Consider the following 17,779-nt stretch of genomic DNA (forward strand, 5'->3'; position numbering starts at 1 on the left):
GCATCTCCTCGTCCGGCCAGGTGCCATCACCGGCGCGCCGGGGGCAGGTGCAGGCACATGAACGGCGCGCCAAGCTGCCGCTCGGTCGCTGGGTCTGCCCGGCATGGCCGCGCCCGGCGCGTCGGCGAACGGCCGTGGCAGCCGGGCCACGGCACGCGGGTCAGGAATAGATCGGCCTGCTCATGCACCGCGGCCCACCCGTGCCCTTGACGAGCTCGCTTCCGGCCACGGCCAGCGCTTCGACACCCGCCTCTTCCAGCCGCCGGAGCGCGGAGGGCGTCATGTCATAGCAGATGATCCTCCGGTTCCCCAGGCACAGACTGTTGCACGCCTGCCGGAACAGCGACTCATCTTGGGTCACATCGATGATCTGCATCCCGATGCCCAGCATCATGCCCAGCACGTCGAACCGCTCTTGCCCTGCGACACTGAAACGGACCGAGCTCAGGACGCTGTCCGGGTGCGCGAGCACCACGTCCTCGGCGACCGGCACCATGCAGCCGTCGAGGTTGATCCGCCACGGTGCCAGCTCGACGCCTATGATCTCGTCCACACCCCAGGGGATCAGCTCCCGGGCGAGGAAGTCCAAGGTGGGCAACTGGGTGCGCCTGCCGTACCCGATCAGCAGGGCACGGTTTCCCTCCCGCGAGAACGGGATGACGTCCCCGCCCTCGAGGATCAGATGGTCAGGGACGCGGAGTGCCGCGGAGAGGCCCAGTGTCCGCGCCGCGGTCTCCATCGCCGCCGTCTCCAGCTGCCGGATGACGTGGGAGTCACGCCGGCCATCGGGTAGATCTCCTTCCGAACAACCGCAGCGGTGTGCCACCGGGCTCGGCCCGGCGGCACACCGCCATTCAGCGAGAAAGTCTGCGCGATGATCGATGTCAGGCACAGCATCCCGGTCAACGACGGCCCCGCCCCCACCCTGAGCGCCGGTGACGTCTGGCGCGAGCTGGAACGCAAGGCGCACCATCCCGACCGCTACGTACGCCGCATCACCGAATGCCGGGTCACCGAGCGGTTCGACGGCGGCCTCGTGCGTGACTTCGTCCTCGAGGGCGAGCCGGTGCGCGAACTCGTCACCTTCTACCCGCAGCAGCGGATCCATTTCGTCCGCACGCTCGGCCGCACCCGCGGCACCATCGACAACGAGATCACCACCACCGGCGCCGGAGCTCTGGTCGTCGCCTTCCACGCCCGCCTCGTCATCGACGGGACCGCTCCCGGCAGCACTGCCGAACGGCAACGCGCCGAGCGTCTGAAGGCCAACTACACCGAGACCATCCTGGCCACTCTCGCGACGGCGCGTTCCCGGCTGTCCGCCCAGCCCGGCACCACCTGATCCGATGCTCGCCGACCGCTCGCCGACCGCTCGCCGGCCGTACCGCCGGGCGGTCAGGCGCCGCTGCGGTCGAATCCGGGGGTGGCCTGCCAGGTCACGTTCGTCGTCGCCACGGCCGCCCCCAGGCAGCGGGCCAGACCGACAGCGTCGCCCACTGCCCAGTAGTGGGCGAAGAACAGACGCGGTTCCTCGGTGAGCGTGTGGTTGTGCAGCTCGACGACATCGACACCCCCGCGGCGCAGGGCCTTGATCGCCGGCTGTACCTCGCCGGCGGTCAGGGCCAGGGCACCGTTGACCGCGGCCCGCCCTCGGCCCAGCGGCTGGAAGTTCACTCCGGTCACGGCGCCCATGCCCCAGGGGATCACCCGGTGGTGGTCGATGAGCGTCTCGCGCCTGGCAAAGGTGAACTTGTACGTGCCGGCGTAGTTCGTACCGCGGCCTCCCAACACCGCATCAAGACGTCCGGTGTCGAGGTCCACGGCCGCCGGGGTCGAAAGCCGCGGCGGCAGCGGCGTACCCGTCGTCTCCAGGGCGGCACGGATGTGCCGTGCGGCAACGGCCGGGGTATCGGTGAGCGCGTGGACGTGACACCACAGCAGGGCCGGGCTATGGGCGAGCAGGTGCTTGTGGACCGACGTCTGCTCCAGCCCGGCCGCCTGCACCACATCGGTCACCCGCCCGAGCTCTTCCTCGGTCACCGCGAGGTCGCCCATGACCATCGTGCGCCCGTCGTCATAGCGGGTGAAGGCCACGTAGCTGCGCAGCGCCAGGTTGGTGGCCACATCGACACCACGAGAGGTCACCCGCAGGTCACGACGGGGGAAGCCGGCGCGGAAGGTCTCTCCCCACATGATGCCTTCCGTCAGCAGTTCCTTGCCGACGTCCTCCCAGTCCTGGAGGGTGGTCCGCACGGGATGAAGAACGTGGTGGTGGGCAGGCTCAGGATCGGCGGCGACAGCAGCCAGAGCCGCTGTCCCCACAGCGAGGGGAGCCAGAACACCAACAGCGGTCAGGACCCCCCGCCGTCCGACGACCCTGCCCGGCCCGCCACGCCCGCCCTGCACATCTGCCCCTGTCATGGACCCATCCCTCTGGGCCGGTGACAAACCCGTCCACCGGCACCCGTCCGCAGCCTCGGAAGTCACCCAGAGCCTGGTCCCCAAACGGAACCCACATGCCCAGCAGCCCACTTCGCGACCGGATCGGGTGAACCCGGCTCACGCGCGGGCCCTGGCCGTGCTCCTCAGCCCGCCCGACCCGGACAGGACCGCGAGCGTTGCGCGGCCGGCGACAGGAGCTCGGAGTCCCCGGCGGACTGCTTGGCCCCGAACATCTGACGGCTCAGGGAGTCGGCCTGAGTTGTCATCATGGCTTTCGCCACTGCGGAGGGCGCGCCGTGGTGCGCAGTGGTTCGCGTACGACCGCGCAGAAGGGTCATCCGTTCGGTCGCCGATCCTTCGGCGGGGTCGCCGATGTGCTGGTTCCGGGCGGCTCTCGCCGGCCGCGCGAGCCGTCCCGCAGATTGTTGCGCGTGGTTGTCCGGATTGTTTGCTGTCAACAGCCGACGACTGGGGTGAAGTCGCGTGCTCCGAGGAAGGTGGGACGGCGGCCCGGTGCGGCGAAGGGCTCCACCGCCTGGTTGTCCACGCTGTTGAAGACGATGAAGATGTTGCTCCGGGGGAAAGGTGTGATGTTGTCGCTGCTGCCGTGCATGCAGTTGCAGTCGAACAGGACCGCAGAACCGGCCTTGCCGGTGAGCAGCTGAACGCCATGCGCGTCGGAGAGGCGGGTCAGGGCTTCTTCGGACGGTGTTCCGGCCTCCTGCATCTGGAGGGACTTGCGGTAGTTGTCCTTCGGGGTCTCTCCTGCGCAGCCGACGAACGTCCTGTGCGACCCAGGAATGATCATGAGAGAGCCATTGGTCTCGTGGTTGTCGGTGAGCGCGATGGAGAAGGACACGGTTCGCATGGTCGGCAGACCGTCTTCTGCGTGCCAGGTCTCGAAGTCCGAGTGCCAGTAAAATCCGCTGGCGCCGAAGCCGCGCTTGACGTTGATGCGTGACTGATGGACATAGACGTCCGACCCGAGGATCTGGCGTGCCCGCCCCACCACGCGGGGGTCGGACACCAGACGGGCGAACACCTTACTGATCTTGTGGACCTCGAACACGCTCTTGATGACCCGCGATCCGGGCTCCGTGACCGAGCGCTCGTCGGCACGCAGCTGCTGATCCGACGTGAGCCGGCTCAGTTCCCTCTGGTAGACACCCACCTCGTCGGCGGTGACGAGCTCGTCGATGACCAGGAACCCGTCCCTGTCAAAGGCGGACAGGTCCGCGGTGTCCAGCGGCCCGGGGGCTCCGGGCTTGGACCAGACCACGGGCTCAGCACGCGGGATCACTGTCTCGGTTCGTCCTCGGGTCGGGTACCCGTCGACGTTTACGGTTGTCGTGGCGCTGTCCACTCGTATTACCCCGTTCGCCTGACTACTGGTGAGACGCTCACATGGGCCTTCCACATCAGAGCGCGATGGAACCTTCCACCCGGGCACGCGTTGCCTACCGTCATGCAATTGGGTGACCTGCCCCTGCCCCGGTCCGGCCGGCAAGTGGGAGGAGATCCCGTGTTGTGTACCCCTCATGTGGCTCTATCGAGCAGTTGTGGTGCGCGAGGCCACTCATGACAGCGGCACGGTCAGTACGAGGAGGCAGCGTCCGGATCGAGGCGATGCACCTCGTCGCCACGCAGCGCCGGCACGAAGACACATACCAGCCTCAGATCCTCGTGCGGCGACGCCACCAGGTAGTGCGCCTCGTGTCTGTCCAGGCAGTACATGCGCCCGGGCGTGATGCGGTGCGCGGTACCGTCCGTCCCGATCACCTCTCCGGAGCCCGCGATGCAGTAGCAAGCCTCCACATGGTTGCGGTACTCCAGACGGGATTTCGTCCCTGCACGGACGATGGTGTCCGTGATGCTGTACCCCAGACCGTCGTCGGCCACCAGGAAGCGCCGGCTCAGGCCGTTGCCCCAGTCCACGGCCCGGACATCATCCAGGTCTCGAATGATCACTCCGACCTCCTACGGTGACGGACAGCCTGGCCTCGGGTGAGGAGGGCACAGATTGCTGCGGTCATCAGGCTCGCGCTTCTTGCTGCCGACGGCCACTTGACGGCCACGCCCGGCGACATCACCCCAAGCGCAGCCATCACGCCGAGACGGAACACGGCCGGCCGCGGCCCACGGGCCGACGGTGAGCGCCGTTCTCCGTGGTTGTGGCGGTGGGTTCTGCCATCTTTGCGGCGACGTCGGGGGTGGACAGGGGGAGTTCGAAGTCGTCGCTGTGGCCGATGGCGGGGGCCGTGTGGGGCCTCGTTGTCGAGTCCGGCCTGCTGGTGCCACAGTTCGGCTTCGTCCGTCTCGCCGAGGGCCATGTGGTGGAGGTGGAGGCACGGGGCGGCGGAGAGGTCTCCGGCGCCGGCAGCGAACTGCGCAGCCGGTGGAGGCACTGGATGGCGGTGGCCTCGCACAGGGCCTGCAGGCGGTCGCGGAAGATCCGCTGAGGCAGCGACCGGGAGACCGTCGGGCGCGCAGCGTCCGTACGGGCTCGAGCGCGTCGTCGACACGCAGAGCTCCTGGCCATGTGTGGGCGGCGATCCGCGCGGTCAGACGCTGCTCGGTCTGCCGGGTACGGGTGTAAGGCGGGCGTCGGATGCCGGCGTGCTCCAGCAGCTGGTCGACGGGCCCGGCCGCTCTCGGCTGCCTCGGGCTTCCTTGGCCTGGTCATCTCCAGGGGCTGTCCGATGGATCGGCCATGCATCATCCGAATGGACGACTCGGATCGCAAGCACTCGCCTGTCGGCGAAAGGCTGGGAGAGGCTGACAGGTGTTGCGGCGCCCTACGGCAGCGAGCAGGGCTGAGAGCGCGGGCTGAAGGAGGGACTCGAGGGTGTGGATGCAGGAGGGCCGGGCGGCCCGGCCCTCCTGCCCGATTCTGTTACGGCCAGCCTTGCTTCACCTTGGCGGGGGCGGTGTTCCAGTTCTTGGGGATGAACGTGATCATGTAGGTTCCGCGGTCGAAGTCCGCGTACCCGGCAGACCAGTTCCGGAACTTGCTCTCGTACACGTGCATGGGGCCCAGGTCGCTATTGGGCGAGTGGTAGTGGTCGCCGTGGGTCCATACGGTCTTGTCGGCGTCCGCTTCCGTTTGAGCCCCGAACCAGCCGTAGTCGAAATTGACCCAACTTTCGCCGGGCTTGCCGGGACTGCGTGGGATGCTCCTGTCCTTCGACATGTCGACCAGGCCGGTGCCCTGGTCGGGGCGGAAGGCGTTCGGATCGCCGTACTTCCTCCTGTCGGAGGGGCCCCGCTGGTCCTGCCCGCTCCAGAAGTGCTTCGAGTAGATCACCGCCTTCATCTTGGACGGGTCGTAGTCGCCCCCGTCTCTTTCTTTGTAAGACGGTGTGTTCCTCAGTGCCGAGTAGAAGTTCGAGCGGCTGTCCTCGTGGAGCAGAGCGTCATTGTTGTTCGTGAGCTCCGTCTTGAGGTTGTCGATGTACGTCCCCTCGTCGTGGGCGTTTTCCAGGGCCTTGTTCATGATGGACGCCACATCACGCGCCCGCTTGAAGCCCTTCCCCTCGTCGAAACTGTCCTTGGCGATGCGACCCTCGAACTCTGCTCGCGTTTCACCGGGTCGGGGGCTGGTGTTCTTGAGGTCGTTCTCGTACTTGTTCTCGTCGAAGAACGCGAACGCCAGTTTGTTCATCGGGTAGGGACCCGAATTGACCCAGGTGACGCCGACGCAACCGTAGGACAGCTTTTCTCGCTGTTCTTCGGTCATCTGCTGTTTCTTGCCGTCGCGGTGGCTGTATTCCTGCTGCCACTTGCGTATGTAGTTGTTGACGACCGTAGTGGCTCTGCCTCCGTAGGGCCGGTACGCGTCGGGCATCCTGTCGAGCGGCTCGGCTGGAGGGGTTTCCCTGTCGTCGGTAACGGCGGGGGGCCGGAGGGACGGGCCGGCGCCCGGCGGTAACTCCGCCGGAGGCTTGCCGGGTTGCCCCAGAGTCAGGGCGCTTTCGTTGAGTGCGTTGATGTTCTTGACGTCTTCCGCCGTCAGGCCGTGCGTTTCGGCGTAGGATCCCTTCTCTTCCCTGTCGCCGCTGCCGGCGGCCTGGCTGACCGACGGGATGAATCCGGCGGTGCATATGACTGCACCCGCAGTGGCGAATGCGAGGACTCTCCGGCGTTTGTGCATGAAGATCAACAACTCCCTTGTGGTGAATCTCGTGAAACGAGGGCATGCGAGAGCGCGACGGAATGGAGGGGGGTTTGCGGCGATCCGCCGTTCAGGGCCTTGGCCGCGCTGTCCTGCGTCGCTGTGCCGACGGCAGGAGGGGCGCCGCCGCGAGGCGGAAGGAGGTGCAGCAATACGGGAGATGGCGGTGGCGGCGCGCTCGTCGCCGGTCATGGCTGTGGTGGCCGCCGGCGGGCCGGGCGCGACTCGGTCGCCTGCCCGGCGGGGCCGGTCGCCCGGTGGGGCGGGGCCGGTGGCTCGCTACATCAGCGTCGTTGCCGAGGCGACGACACGGGCCCGGCCCGGGTGGTCGGGGTCGCCGTAGCGGACCTCGACGCGTGGGTGGGAGCGCATGAACTCGGTGTCGACCAGGCGGACCCGGCCGGGGTGGTCAACCGTGCGCACGGCGATGTCCGTGTCGAGGAAGAAGCTGAACTCACCCGTGGCCGGGGCATAGACGAAGAACTTGCCGCCCTCGAACTTCTGCCGCGCGACGTCGTCCGTCAGGATCAGGGACCAGAAGCCCACACAGTGGCTCGCGGGACACATGAACCGGAAGTCGGCCCGCAGGCCGTCCAGTTCCATCCAGCGGAAGGGGTTGTCGTCGTCCGCGTTGATCGTGGCGGAGGCGGCGGGGGTGGCGGCGGTCGTCGGGGCGGTCGTGGCCGGGGCGGCTGCCTGGGCTCCCTGAGTGAGAGGCAGGGCGAGGGCCGCGGTCACGGCGACGGTGGTGAGGGTGCGGAGAGCGGTTCTGCGTATCACTTCTCGGCTCCTGGATGAGTGATGAGGTTGATACGAGCAGTGATCATGTCCCCGTGTTAACTCCCCGGCAACATCATGGCTTTAAAATCGGCCAGCCTGCCGCTGAGGCGGTATCTGGCCATGCATCTGCTCCGGCCGACCGCCCGGCGTGGGGATGCGATGTTGTGCGGGGCTCTTGATCCGTGCGGCCGGATTCGGTTCGGGTTCGCCAGTGGGCGTGTGCCTTGCTGCTGTCCGGCATCACCGCGGAAAACCCACGCCTACGGGCGTTGATCGAGGACCAGGGCGACCGGTGGCCGCTGGTCACGCTCGGCGAGGCGCGGGGCGCGAGACACGGGGCGTGGTGGCGCTGCTGCAGGTCCTGGCCGCGGGTGACAGCACTGAGGCGGAGCCGGCTGACGAGCCGGCCGGGAAGGCTTGCACGCCGAGGAGTGGCTGGACAGTCCGTATCCGGATGCGCCCGGGCAGGTCCGGGTGCAGGCTGGATACATGTCCGGACTCAGTCGGATAGTGGTGCACCCGCCGTCGCCATCGGGCGGACGACGGGTGACGGTAGGGGCAGAGATCCTCGGCACGGCGTACGGGACCGTCGATGTGCTCGAATTTCTGCGTCGGGCGGGGCTGGATATGAATGATGTCCGGCTGGACGATCCGAGCCTGATCGAATGGCTCGGCGGCGGGCCCGGCGTATGGTCGTAGAAACGCCCAAGCGCTGCTGTGAAACTCCTGGACGCTTCAGCCCCAGCCCATAGGTCCATAGGTCGTGCTTGCTGCTGGACTCGGTGCTGCCCGCCACCCCCGCGACCCCCGTCGCCACTGTTACGCAGCGCACGCGTTCCCGGTAGCGGTCCGGCTCAGCTCACCGCTCCTTCGTGTTCACCGCTCCTTCGTGAGGGTGTCCGCCAGTTCGCGGGCGTGGTCCGCCGCAGCCGGGCCTCGGGTGGGGTCCGGGGCTTCCGAGAGGAAGACCAGGGCCAGCATCAGGGCGGTGTCCAGGCGGCAGGCCAGCATGGCCGGGGCGGTGCCGGGCGGGAGGCCTTCGCGCTGCAGGGTCCCGTAGCCCGCTCGTAGGGCTTCCGGGTCGAGTTGGTTCTCCGGGTAGCGGGCGTATTCGGTGAGTCGGCCGAATTCGAGGGTGGCGTCGCCGAGCAAGGCGTTCGACCAGTCCAGGAGGGCGTTGACCCGTCCCTCGCCGCGCCGGATGTTGGCGCTGCGGACGTCCAAGTGCACGAGTGCGGTCTCGGTGACGCCGGAGAGGTGGCGGGCGAGCAGCGCGGGGTCCGGCGGGGCCGGCCAGCCGGCCACGTGCCGGCCGGTCTCCGCCCACCTGCGCCGGATGCGGGTGACGAGCGCCTGGCGGGTGCTCACGCCCTCCGCTGCCACGGGGACGAGCCGGCGCGGCGGCGGCAGGCGGTGGAGACGGGCGAGGAGCTCGCCGAGGGCGAAGCCGTCGATGTCCGATCCGTCGTCGGGGACGTACGCGGAGAGGAGGACGTCGGGGGACGACGCGTCCTCGGCGAGGTGGAGTTCCAGCGGCTCGGCCACCGGGAAGCCGTGCGCGGTCAGGTGGCGGGTGATCTCGTACTCCTGCACCAGCAGCGCCCTCGTGTCGACCTGAGGGTCGTTGGCGTTGGAGTCGAAGCGGCGGTGCGCGAGCCGCAGGGCGACGGCCCGGCCGTCCTTGTTCCGGGCGGAGTAGACGGAGAATTCGAGGCCGCTGCCGACCGGCGTGAGGTCGTCGAGCTTCCAGCGTTCGGCCAGGCTGCCGAGGGTGGTCATGGGGTGGGTCATCGGGGCGCGGTGCTCCGTTCGGGCGTCAGATCGGAGGGTCGGAGGGTCGGAGGGGCGGTGGGGGAGGGTCGGAGGGCTGGTAGGTCGGAGAGTCCGAGAGCCGGAGGCCGGCTCAGCGTTTCAGTCCTCGTCCGCCGTCGCCAGTGCCCGCCCGCCGTACCGCGCCCGGCCGTCCCGGAAGAGGACGGGCGCGACGGCCAGGGACAGCGCCAGTATCGCCACCCCGCCCGCCGCGAAGGCCGCGCGCGGTCCGGCGGCTTCGGTGAGCATGCCGAAGAGCAGAGCGCCGAGGGGCATCGTGCCCCAGGCGAACAGGCGGTAGACGCCCGTCGCCCGGCCCAGCAGCCGGTCGGGGATGAGGCCTTGCCGCAGGGACACCGCCACGACGTTCCAGAGCATGAGGGCGAACCCGCTTGCGCTGTACGCCACCGCGACCACGGCGACGTTGCCGGTCGCGGCCACGGCGGGCCCCGCGGCGCCGATGAGGACGAGGCCGCCCAGGAGGGTGGGGACCCGGCCCGCCGCGCGGCTGATGCGGCTCGCGGCGGCGCCGCCGATCACCCCGCCGACCGCGCCGGCCGCCACGAGCGCCCCGTACGCGGCGGACGGGAGCTCCAGTACGTCGCGCACGAGGATGACGAAGACGGCCACTTGGCCGAGGTAGACGGCGTTGATCAGGCCGGCGGAGAAGGTCAGGGCGCGCAGCAGGGGGTCACGCGCCACGTACTCCAGGCCCTCCCTGATCTCCCCCAGCAGCCGCCGCCGGCCTGCCGGGGGTTCGGGTCTCGGCCCGCGGACGCCTCTGAGCAGGGCGGCGGACGCCAGGAAGGACAGCGCGTCCAGTACGAGGGGGACGGCGCGGCCTGCCGCGAAGAGGACGCCGCCGAGGACGTGGCCCAGCAGGTCACGGCCCACGGTCTGGACGGCGAACAACCGTCCGTTGGCCGCTTCGAGCCGGTCCTTGGGCACGACGCCGGGCAGGAGCGCGAAGGAGGCGCAGTCGAAGAGCACCTCCCCCACGCCGAGCAGGAACGCCGCCGCCACCAGCGGCCAGAAGGTCAGCCGGCCGGCGGCCAGGACGACGGCGGTGACGATCAGAGTGCCGGCGCGCAGCAGGTCGGCGAGGACCATGAGCCGCTGCCGTTCGAACCGGTCGGCGTACGCGCCGGCCGGGAGTCCGAACAGCAGCCAGGGCATGGTCGTGGCCGCGGTGACCACGGAGACCTGGAACGCTTCGTGGAGCAGGGCGGCGGAGAGCAGCGGCAGGGCGGCGAACCGCATGCCGTCGCCGACCGCGGAGACCGCCGCGGCGCCGGTCAGCCGGTGGTACGCGGTGCCGAAGCCGGCGACCCGGGTGGTGGTCGTCATCGCGGCCGCCCGGGCGAGAACACGGCACAGCGCAGCTCGCTCGTGAAGCGGCGGCCGTCCACCTCCAGCCAGCGCCGGTCCGGGGCGGGCAGCATCTCCGAGATCTCCACCGTGCCGCCGGTCCTGCGGGCCAGCCGGCTCAGCTGGCGTACGAGCAGGGGGGCGTCCCAGTCGACGTAGAGCGGCTTGGGCTCACCGGGGACCTTGGCGAAGACGTGCCGGGGCAGGCCGTGCTCGGTGCGCAGCCGCCGGGCGGCGAGGAACTCCGCGGCGTCGTCGGCGGCCGTGCGGCTGCCGGACAGGGCCGTCCCGCGCAAGGAGGCCGCCGGGATCCGCCAGGTCTCCCGCTGCAGGACCACGCGTCCGCAGCGGATGCGGGGGACGTGCTCCAGGGCTTCGGCGCGCAGGCCGACGCCGCCGAAGTGGCGGGGGAAGGCGAAGGGCGAGAGCGGGTCCTGGAGGATGCTGGGGCCGCCGGCGGGAGGGGCCATGAGACGCAGTCTGCCGCCGACGCCGCGGGCGCGCAGTTCGAGGCGGCCGCCGGTCACGACCACGTACAGCTGGGAGGGCTGCAGGACCTTGTCGCGGGTCTGCGGGGAGCGGCCGTACACCTCCAGGTCGTGGCAGGGGTAGCAGAGCTGGGTGGAGGACTTGTCGGGGTGGCCCCGGGACAGGTTCACGAGGATCTCGTCGTCGTCCAGCAGGGAGAGGTAGCCGCGGTACACCTCGGGGAGGAGCTCCGGGGCCCGCTCCTGGACCAGGGGACCGAAGCTGGTGTGGGTGACGACCTCGCGCACGGCGTGGCAGTCGCCGATGACGGCGGTGAAGTCGCCGCGGGCCAGCGCCTCCCGGTTCTCGGCGGCGAAGAGGACGTCGGGGTTGCAGACGGCGGGCGGTGTGGCCGGGTGGGCGCCGAGGACGGCCTCCAACCGCTCGCGCGGCACGACGGTCTCGGGCCGGCCGGTGTCGTCGCCGAGCAGGGCGTGGGTGATCTCGGCGTCCAGGGCGGCCAGTTCGGCGTCGACGGTGGCGCATTCGGCGGCCAGCCGCTCCCGGTCGCGGAAGAACTCGGCGTACAGCCGGTCCAGGGGGACGGCGGTGCCGGTGCCGAACCGCGTGGTTGCCCAGCGGGTGAGGATCGCGGATTCGCGGCGCATGCGCAGCCGGGGGCCCGCCAGGACGGTCTCGTAGACGACGGACAGCTCGTCCGTGATGAACCGTGCGATGTCCGGGCCGACGGTGAGGCCGGCCAGCCCGCTGTGGGCCTCCTCGAAGAGGATGCTGCGGTCGGCGTAGTGCAGGCCTCGGTGGCGGTTGGCCGGGACGCGGGTCAGCTTTTCGAACCGGTCCTTGGCGTCGGCCAGCAGGGCCGGTCGCTCTGCCGGGGGCAGTGCCGAGAAGCGGGCCAGGTCCTGCTCGAAGCGTTCGGTCGCGGCGAGGAGCGGGCGGGCGAGTTCTCCGGGCGCGCCGGAGAGGAGGTCGCGCAGGGCGGCCAGGGGCCGGGAATCACCGACGGGGATCTCGAACTCGGCGATCACCCATTCGTGCTCCGTCAGACGCCGTAGCGTCCGGTCGAAGGAGGGGATTGCGGTTCCGGTTCCGGTTCCGCTTCCGGCTCCGGGGCCGACTCGGGACTCGGCATCGGTATTGGTATCAGCTTCGGCTTCGGCATCAGCATCAGGCCCGTACCGGGCATCCCACGCCGTCCGTAGTTCCCCCACCGTACGCTCGCCGTCGCACTGCCTCCACAGCCAGGCCTCGTCGGTGGAGACGGCGGCGCCGCCGAGACGCCGGAAGTCCCAGTCGGTGTCGAGCCCGTCCCGGGTGGTGAACGCGTACAGGTCGATGCGCCCGTCGCGGAGGAACGCCAGGGGGCGCCTGCGGGGGCGCACGCAGTCGCCGAGCCCCGGGATCTCCCCCGCCGCCGCTGCGAGGCGTTCCGCCGCCCAGTGGGTGAAGCAGGAGCGGCGTTCCAGGGGCTGTTGTGAGGACCAGGTGATGCCCGGTGCGCAGTCGGGAGCGGTGCGGCCGACGGTGAACGGCCCGAAGTGGGCGTGGGTCTCGTTCTTCGTGGTGACGCGCTGGAGGTACATGGCCAGCAGATCGGTCATCTTGCGGGTGTGCCGCCCGGTGTCACCTGTGAAGGAGTCGAGCCACGCGGCGAATCCCGGGTAGGCGGCGTCGTTGGACAGCAGGAGGACGTCCCGCAGTGCCGGATCGTCCGTGAAGGCGCGGGCGACGGCGATGCCGGCCGCGTCGAGCCGTTCGCGGTGGCGGGCAGCGAACGACGACCGGTCCGCGGCGAGCCGTGCGGCGGTCTCCTGGTACCCACGGAGGGTGCCGGCGGCCCGGCCGTCGCCGGGCAGCTCCGCGAGCGCCCCGGCGAGCTCGGCCTCGGGGACCGGGCGCAGTTGGCCCACCCAGGACGACATCCGCTGCCGACCGGCCACCTGGTGGTCCCGGAGCAGCTCCTTCACGTCGTCCGCGAGGGCGGCGAGGCGGGCCCGGAGGTCCATCAGGGCATCGGCCTCGGCCGCCGCGGCGGTGTCCACCAGCGGGGCGAGCAGTTCCATCGGGAAGCCGGCCTGCCGGAGGACGACGACGGGGACGAGGTGCCAGGCGCGCTCCGCGAACGGCGCCGGGGCGGCGGGGTCAGGAGCGGCGCGGCTGCCGGGGTCATGGGAGGTCGCAGAGGTCATGGTCCCCTCTTGGGCGCGGGAGGCCTGGGAGGCCCGGGAGGCGTGGAGGGCTGCCGGGGGCGGCGGCTCGGCGATGACGTACGAATGGCCGGGCGCCGTCGCGGCGGCCCGGTCGTGCAGCGCGTCCAGGATCGCCATTGGGTCGGCGGGCGGTGCCGGCAGCCGGCCGGGGCCGGGCACCCAGGACTTGACCCGTGTGCCGTGGTAGTCCGAGCCGGCCGTGGCCACGAGGCCGAGGGCGGCGCAGATCCGGGCGAGGCGGCCGCTCTCGGCCGGGGTGTGCCAGCTGGTCCACGCTTCGAGCCCGGACAGTCCCGCCTCGCACAGGGGTTTGAGCAGGGTGGTGCACTCCTCGTCGTCCGAGGCTGCCAGGGCGCCGGCGGGGTGGGCGAGGACGGCGGCGCCGCCCGCTTCGGTGATCCAGGTCAGGACGTCGAGGAGGCCGGGGCGCCAGGGCTGCGGGACGTGCAGCGGCTGTCCGGGGCGGCACCAGTCGGCCGCGATCCGGTCGTACGAGGCGGGAGCGTACGGCGTGAACCGGGGATCGTCTCCCGCCGTGTCGGCCAGCAGGGCGAGGTAGTCGCCGACGTAGGCGACGCGGTCGCCGCCGAACCGTTCGTCCACGAGGTCCCAGGTCAGGGGTACGCCGATGGCCCGGGCGCGCTCGGTCCAGGTGCGCCACCAGTCCAGCTCGGCGTCGTGAACGCGGCGGATCCTGCGCCGGAAGAGCCGGATGAGGTGGTCGGCGGGATCGGTGAAGTAGGCGAGGCAGTGCACTTCCTCGCCGCGCCACTCCGCTGTGACCTCGCACCCGGGGACGACGGTGAGCGCGCCGCCGGCGGCCCGGGTGAAGCCGGCGACGCCCGCCATGGTGTTGTGGTCGGTGACCGCGGCGGCGCGCAGGCCGGCGGCCAGGCAGCGGCGGGCGACCTCGGCGGGGGGCTCGTCGCCGTCGGAGCACCGGGTGTGCAGGTGCAGGTCGAGCACGGTGGCGCGGTGCGCGGGGACGCCGGGCATCATCCGGCCTCCGGGAGGGAACGTCGCCAGGACGCGGCCAGCCAGCGCTCGTAGGCGGGGCCGGCCGGGGTGTCCATGACCAGGCAGTACGGTTCGATGACGCGGCCGGGGCCGCCGGCGAGGCCGCCGTGGAGCGTCGTCAGGTTGTGCCCGAAGATCAGGTCGCACTGGTCGCCCGGCATGAGCACTTCCCAGCGGGTCCGGAATCCGCTCCAGGTCAGGCCGGTGGCCATGACCACCTGGTGGCAGAACAGGCGTGCCGCCTCGCCCCGGCACTCCCCGCAGGTGCACCGCCCGGCGAGCGGCACGGCGGCGGGGTGGCGGGTGCGTTCCTCCTTGGTGAGGCCGGCCTCGGCGTGGTGGAAGGACAGCCCGTGCCACAGCGGTTCCTCCAGGCCGAGCATGGCGCCGAAGGACGGGTAGGGGCAGCCGTGTTCCGGCTGGCGCGCGAGCGCGGCGCGCAGGTTCCCGCCGAGCCAGCGGGCCGCGGAGCGCACCGGGTCGTCGCCTGAGGGGACGGCACGCCGGTCGATGACGTCGTGGACGATGCCGAGCCAGTCGTAGTACGTGGTGGCACTCAGGCCCTCGCCGGGGGCGGCCAGGAAGATGCCCTGGTACATCTTGTGGGCGGGGGTGGTGGTGTAGCCGGAGGCGCCGAACTCACGCCAGGCGGGGTCCCATTCGGGCGCGTCCAGGAGGCTGGGGGTGAGGTACGAGCAGTGCTGGCCGTCGTGGTGCGGGAGCAGGGTGCGGGTGGAGAAGCCTTCGGGCACGTGCGTCTGCTGGGGTTTGTCGGCCTCCAGGCGCATCCCGGGCGGGGCCCCGCGGGCGAGGAGGGCGTCGCGGAGGCGTTCGGCGAGGGCGCGGGCGAGCCGGCGGCTGTCTTCGACGCCCTGCCGCAGCCGCCCGATGCGGAAGGCGGCGAAGCCGGTGCGGTGCAGGTGGCCGGCGGCTTCGGCGGCGAGCCGGCCGAGGGCGGCCTCGCGCAGGGCGGGCGGGCCGGAGACCAGGTCGGCGCAGTCGAGCTGGGCCTCGGCGGGGGCGAACTTCACCGCTCCTCCCGGGGGCCGTCGGGAGCGGTGTCCGCCCAGGGGGAGCACTCCGGGGGCTCGCAGTCGGTACGGAAGAGGAATTCGAAGAGCAGCCGGGCGGCGATCTGTGCCGTGCTGCCGGACGGGTCGTAGCGGGGGGCCACTTCCGCGACGTCGACGGCCTCCACGGGGAGGGCGCGCAGTGCCTCGTAGACGTCGAGGAGGTGGCCGGTGCCGATGCCGCCCATGGTGACGTGGCCGGTGCCGGTCGCCACGGCGCTGTCGAGGACGTCGATGTCGAGGGACACGTAGACGGTGTCGCAGCGTTCGCCGAGCCCTTCCACGACCGGGCGCAGGGCCGCGGCGGCTCCGTCGCGCAGGATGCGGGCGCCGGGCACCACGTGGAACCCGCGGTCGAGGAGGTCCCGGAACTGGTCGTATTTGGTGACGTCACCGACACCGACGAAGGCGATGTCCTCGGGGTGCATGCCGGCCAGTTCGCTGATCCGGCGGGAGTTCGAGCCGTGGTAGAGCGGGCCGTGGAGGGTGCTCCAGTTCCCGAAGTCGAAGTGGTGGTCGATGTTGACGAAGCCCACCCGCCGGGCGCCGTTGTCGAGCCGGCCGGCGCGGAAGCCGGCGAAGGCGGGGAAGGTGACCGAGTGGTCGCCGTTGAGGAGGACGAGGCGGCGGGCGGTGCGGCTGAGCCGCCGGGTCTCGGCGGCGACGGCCTGGAAGGTGCGGACGGTGTCGGTGGGATAGACGTGCAGGTCACCGGCGTCGGCCACGCGCGGGGCGCGGTAGCGGAAGGTTCCCCCGCTGCGGGTGTCCAGCATCCGCCACTCGCCCAGGCTCGTCAGGTAGCTGGAGAAGACCAGGCTCGCCTGGCGGATCGCCCGGGGGCCCTCGGCGGCGCCGGGGCGGGAGCTGGCCGTGGCGTCGTAGGGGATGCCGGCGGCCACCCAGCCGCCGGCGCCGGCATCGATGGCGGTCGCGGCGACGGCGGGGGCGCCGAAGAGGGTGGCGACGCCGGCCCAGCCGGGCAGCGGGTCCGCCGCGAAGTCCTCCGGTTTGACGCTGTGCTGCAGGGCCTCGAAGTCGGGCAGGTCGGGCGGCCGGGTCATGCGCTCTCCTGTGCGGGCCGGGCGTGGGCGGCTGATTCCGGTGCTGAGGTGCGGATGATGCGGTGGGCGGCGGCGATCTTCTCCTGGAAGAGGTCCCAGCTGCGTTCCGGCGTGAGGTGGCGGGGCCGGTAGACCACCGGGAGGTCCTCGCGCCAGTGCGCGTAGTCCCAGTCGAAGATGCGTTCGCGCAGGCGCGGGAAGTCGGGGGTGAGGGGGTAGGGGACGAAGTTGTAGAGGTTGAAGAGCCACAGGGCGCGGCTGTTGTCCTGGAGCCAGCTGACGGTCTGGGAGTGCGAGGCCTCCGTCTCCTCGTCCAGGCCGCCCATCATGTTGAGGACGACCTTGAGGCCGGAGTCGCTCAGGGCGTGGATCTTCGTGGTGTAGTCGTCGAGGCCGCGGGAGAGCTTCCCGAGCCGCTTCAGCATCTGGGAATCGGCCGATTCGAAGCCGAGTTCGACGGCGACGACGCCGAGTTCGTGCATGGCATCGATGATCCAGTCCTTGACCTGCATGACGTGGGTCTGCACGATGAACCGGTATCCGGGACGGTCCCGGAAGACCCGCAGGAGGTTGTCGACGGCTTCGCGCGACTGGCCGAAGGTCTTGTCGCCTATGTAGACGAGACGGGTCTCGGGGAAACGGGCGGCGAGCTCGTCCACTTCGGCGGCCAGGGCGTTCCGCTCCACGAGGACGAGCTGCTTGCTCCAGGCGTCGCCGCAGAAGGCGCACTGGTAGAGGCAGCCGTGGCTGGCGTTGAGCCGCAGCATCGGCACCTTGCCGCCGTATCCGGCCAGGTGCCGGTAGTCCGGCGCCCAGGTGATCCGCTCGGCGGACAGCCCGCGCTTCGGGGGCTTCTCGGTGCGGCCGCCCTGTGCCTCGGCGATCGCCACCAGCCGGGACACGAGGCCGGCGTCGAGCTGCCCGCGGTGCACGGTGTGGACCGACCCCTCGGGCGCCAGCGGGGCCATGTTCCCGCCGAGGACGACGTGCCGTCCCGCGGCGCCCAGGCGCCCGGCGACATCGAGGGCGAGCCCGAAGTTCTGGGCCAGCGGCGATATCAGCACCAGATCACCGGGCGCCGTCGCGCGCAGCAGGGGGTCGCAGCAGGCTTCGGCATCGGCGGGGGTCCGCGACAGGTCCTGGTAGGCCGAGGCCAGGCCCGCGGTGTCCAGGAGAGCGGTCAGGTGGGCCACCCACAGCGGCATTTCCCACAGGCCGTCGGAGGGGATGAAGTACTCCGGGAGGAAGGCCCGGAACCGCCGGTCGTAGTCCTCGTAGTAGGCGGACAGACGGGCGTCGGGGTCATGGGTGGACGGGAAGGGTAACTGGACGATGCAACTCGTGATCACGGTTCCCCCC

Annotated in this window: 15 protein-coding genes; 3 read left to right on the top strand and 12 right to left on the bottom strand. The window is 70.9% G+C overall.

Annotation, left to right across the window (positions count from 1 at the left end):
• Positions 1 to 160: 160 nt before the first annotated feature.
• Entirely contained in the window at positions 161 to 739 is a 579-nt protein-coding gene (locus ACFPP6_RS02340; RefSeq protein WP_382036483.1) for an arginine deiminase family protein, read from the bottom strand.
• Positions 740 to 874: 135 nt separating this feature from the next.
• On the opposite strand from ACFPP6_RS02340, the gene ACFPP6_RS02345 reads away from it, so the two are divergent.
• Positions 875 to 1,342 carry an SRPBCC family protein gene (locus tag ACFPP6_RS02345; protein ID WP_382036485.1) on the top strand — a complete coding sequence of 156 codons (468 nt, stop codon included), beginning with the start codon at positions 875 to 877 and terminating at the stop codon, positions 1,340 to 1,342.
• 53 nt (positions 1,343 to 1,395) lie between these two features.
• On the opposite strand, the gene ACFPP6_RS02350 is transcribed toward ACFPP6_RS02345, so the two are convergent.
• From ACFPP6_RS02350 to ACFPP6_RS02360, 3 genes are all read right to left on the bottom strand, one after another.
• On the bottom strand, positions 1,396 to 2,253 hold the full coding sequence (locus ACFPP6_RS02350) for an LppY/LpqO family protein (protein WP_382036488.1): 858 nt from the start codon (positions 2,251 to 2,253) through the stop codon (positions 1,396 to 1,398).
• 643 nt (positions 2,254 to 2,896) lie between these two features.
• Positions 2,897 to 3,805: an ectoine hydroxylase gene (thpD, locus tag ACFPP6_RS02355; RefSeq protein ID WP_382036491.1), complete on the bottom strand. Its 909-nt coding sequence runs from the start codon at positions 3,803 to 3,805 to the stop codon at positions 2,897 to 2,899.
• 230 nt (positions 3,806 to 4,035) lie between these two features.
• The gene (locus ACFPP6_RS02360; protein WP_382036494.1) at positions 4,036 to 4,410 is read right to left on the bottom strand and encodes an ectoine synthase; all 375 of its coding nucleotides are present in this window, start codon (positions 4,408 to 4,410) and stop codon (positions 4,036 to 4,038) included.
• 209 nt (positions 4,411 to 4,619) lie between these two features.
• Here ACFPP6_RS02360 and ACFPP6_RS02365 point away from each other — a divergent pair, with 209 nt between their 5' ends.
• Complete coding sequence (locus ACFPP6_RS02365) at positions 4,620 to 4,901, top strand: hypothetical protein (RefSeq protein WP_382036497.1); 282 nt, start codon at positions 4,620 to 4,622, stop codon at positions 4,899 to 4,901.
• A gap of 434 nt (positions 4,902 to 5,335) precedes the next feature.
• Here ACFPP6_RS02365 and ACFPP6_RS02370 read toward each other — a convergent pair whose 3' ends face one another.
• Positions 5,336 to 6,592: a protein-glutamine gamma-glutamyltransferase gene (locus ACFPP6_RS02370; protein WP_382036786.1), complete on the bottom strand. Its 1,257-nt coding sequence runs from the start codon at positions 6,590 to 6,592 to the stop codon at positions 5,336 to 5,338.
• A gap of 300 nt (positions 6,593 to 6,892) precedes the next feature.
• Positions 6,893 to 7,393, bottom strand: a complete 501-nt coding sequence (locus ACFPP6_RS02375) for a hypothetical protein (RefSeq protein ID WP_382036499.1) — start codon at positions 7,391 to 7,393, stop codon at positions 6,893 to 6,895.
• Between the two features lie 489 nt (positions 7,394 to 7,882).
• On the opposite strand from ACFPP6_RS02375, the gene ACFPP6_RS02380 reads away from it, so the two are divergent.
• Positions 7,883 to 8,092 (top strand): hypothetical protein, encoded by a 210-nt coding sequence (locus ACFPP6_RS02380; protein ID WP_382036502.1) that lies wholly within the window; start codon positions 7,883 to 7,885, stop codon positions 8,090 to 8,092.
• A gap of 177 nt (positions 8,093 to 8,269) precedes the next feature.
• Here the strand turns inward: ACFPP6_RS02380 and ACFPP6_RS02385 are convergent, their stop codons facing one another.
• From ACFPP6_RS02385 to ACFPP6_RS02410, 6 genes are all read right to left on the bottom strand, one after another.
• On the bottom strand, positions 8,270 to 9,184 hold the full coding sequence (locus ACFPP6_RS02385; protein WP_382036505.1) for a phosphotransferase family protein: 915 nt from the start codon (positions 9,182 to 9,184) through the stop codon (positions 8,270 to 8,272).
• 120 nt (positions 9,185 to 9,304) lie between these two features.
• Entirely contained in the window at positions 9,305 to 10,552 is a 1,248-nt protein-coding gene (locus ACFPP6_RS02390) for an MFS transporter (protein WP_382036508.1), read from the bottom strand.
• The gene (locus ACFPP6_RS02395) at positions 10,549 to 14,271 is read right to left on the bottom strand and encodes a lantibiotic dehydratase (protein WP_382036511.1); all 3,723 of its coding nucleotides are present in this window, start codon (positions 14,269 to 14,271) and stop codon (positions 10,549 to 10,551) included. Before ACFPP6_RS02395 ends, ACFPP6_RS02390 begins: the two co-directional genes overlap by 4 nt.
• A complete protein-coding gene (locus ACFPP6_RS02400) occupies positions 14,268 to 15,320 on the bottom strand; it encodes a hypothetical protein (RefSeq protein WP_382036513.1) in 1,053 nt (350 codons plus the stop codon). The genes ACFPP6_RS02395 and ACFPP6_RS02400 overlap by 4 nt, the downstream gene beginning before the upstream one ends.
• Entirely contained in the window at positions 15,317 to 16,420 is a 1,104-nt protein-coding gene (locus ACFPP6_RS02405) for an arginase family protein (protein ID WP_382036516.1), read from the bottom strand. The genes ACFPP6_RS02400 and ACFPP6_RS02405 overlap by 4 nt, the downstream gene beginning before the upstream one ends.
• Positions 16,417 to 17,769 (bottom strand): B12-binding domain-containing radical SAM protein, encoded by a 1,353-nt coding sequence (locus tag ACFPP6_RS02410; RefSeq protein WP_382036519.1) that lies wholly within the window; start codon positions 17,767 to 17,769, stop codon positions 16,417 to 16,419. The genes ACFPP6_RS02405 and ACFPP6_RS02410 overlap by 4 nt, the downstream gene beginning before the upstream one ends.
• Positions 17,770 to 17,779 lie beyond the last annotated feature (10 nt).

Origin of the sequence: Streptomyces aureoversilis, from assembly GCF_042657885.1 — a bacterium.
In the GTDB taxonomy this organism is placed as follows: Bacteria; Actinomycetota; Actinomycetes; order Streptomycetales; family Streptomycetaceae; genus Streptomyces; species Streptomyces aureoversilis.

What these genes read in the sequence shown, in the direction of transcription:
- ACFPP6_RS02340 (WP_382036483.1), bottom strand. Translation starts at nt 739, where the DNA reads ATGGAGACCGCGGCGCGGACACTGGGCCTCTCCGCGGCACTCCGCGTC.
- ACFPP6_RS02345 (WP_382036485.1), top strand. Translation starts at nt 875, where the DNA reads ATGATCGATGTCAGGCACAGCATCCCGGTCAACGACGGCCCCGCCCCC.
- ACFPP6_RS02370 (WP_382036786.1), bottom strand. Translation starts at nt 6,592, where the DNA reads ATGCACAAACGCCGGAGAGTCCTCGCATTCGCCACTGCGGGTGCAGTC.
- ACFPP6_RS02380 (WP_382036502.1), top strand. Translation starts at nt 7,883, where the DNA reads ATGTCCGGACTCAGTCGGATAGTGGTGCACCCGCCGTCGCCATCGGGC.
- ACFPP6_RS02385 (WP_382036505.1), bottom strand. Translation starts at nt 9,184, where the DNA reads ATGACCCACCCCATGACCACCCTCGGCAGCCTGGCCGAACGCTGGAAG.
- ACFPP6_RS02390 (WP_382036508.1), bottom strand. Translation starts at nt 10,552, where the DNA reads ATGACGACCACCACCCGGGTCGCCGGCTTCGGCACCGCGTACCACCGG.
- ACFPP6_RS02395 (WP_382036511.1), bottom strand. Translation starts at nt 14,271, where the DNA reads ATGATGCCCGGCGTCCCCGCGCACCGCGCCACCGTGCTCGACCTGCAC.
- ACFPP6_RS02405 (WP_382036516.1), bottom strand. Translation starts at nt 16,420, where the DNA reads ATGACCCGGCCGCCCGACCTGCCCGACTTCGAGGCCCTGCAGCACAGC.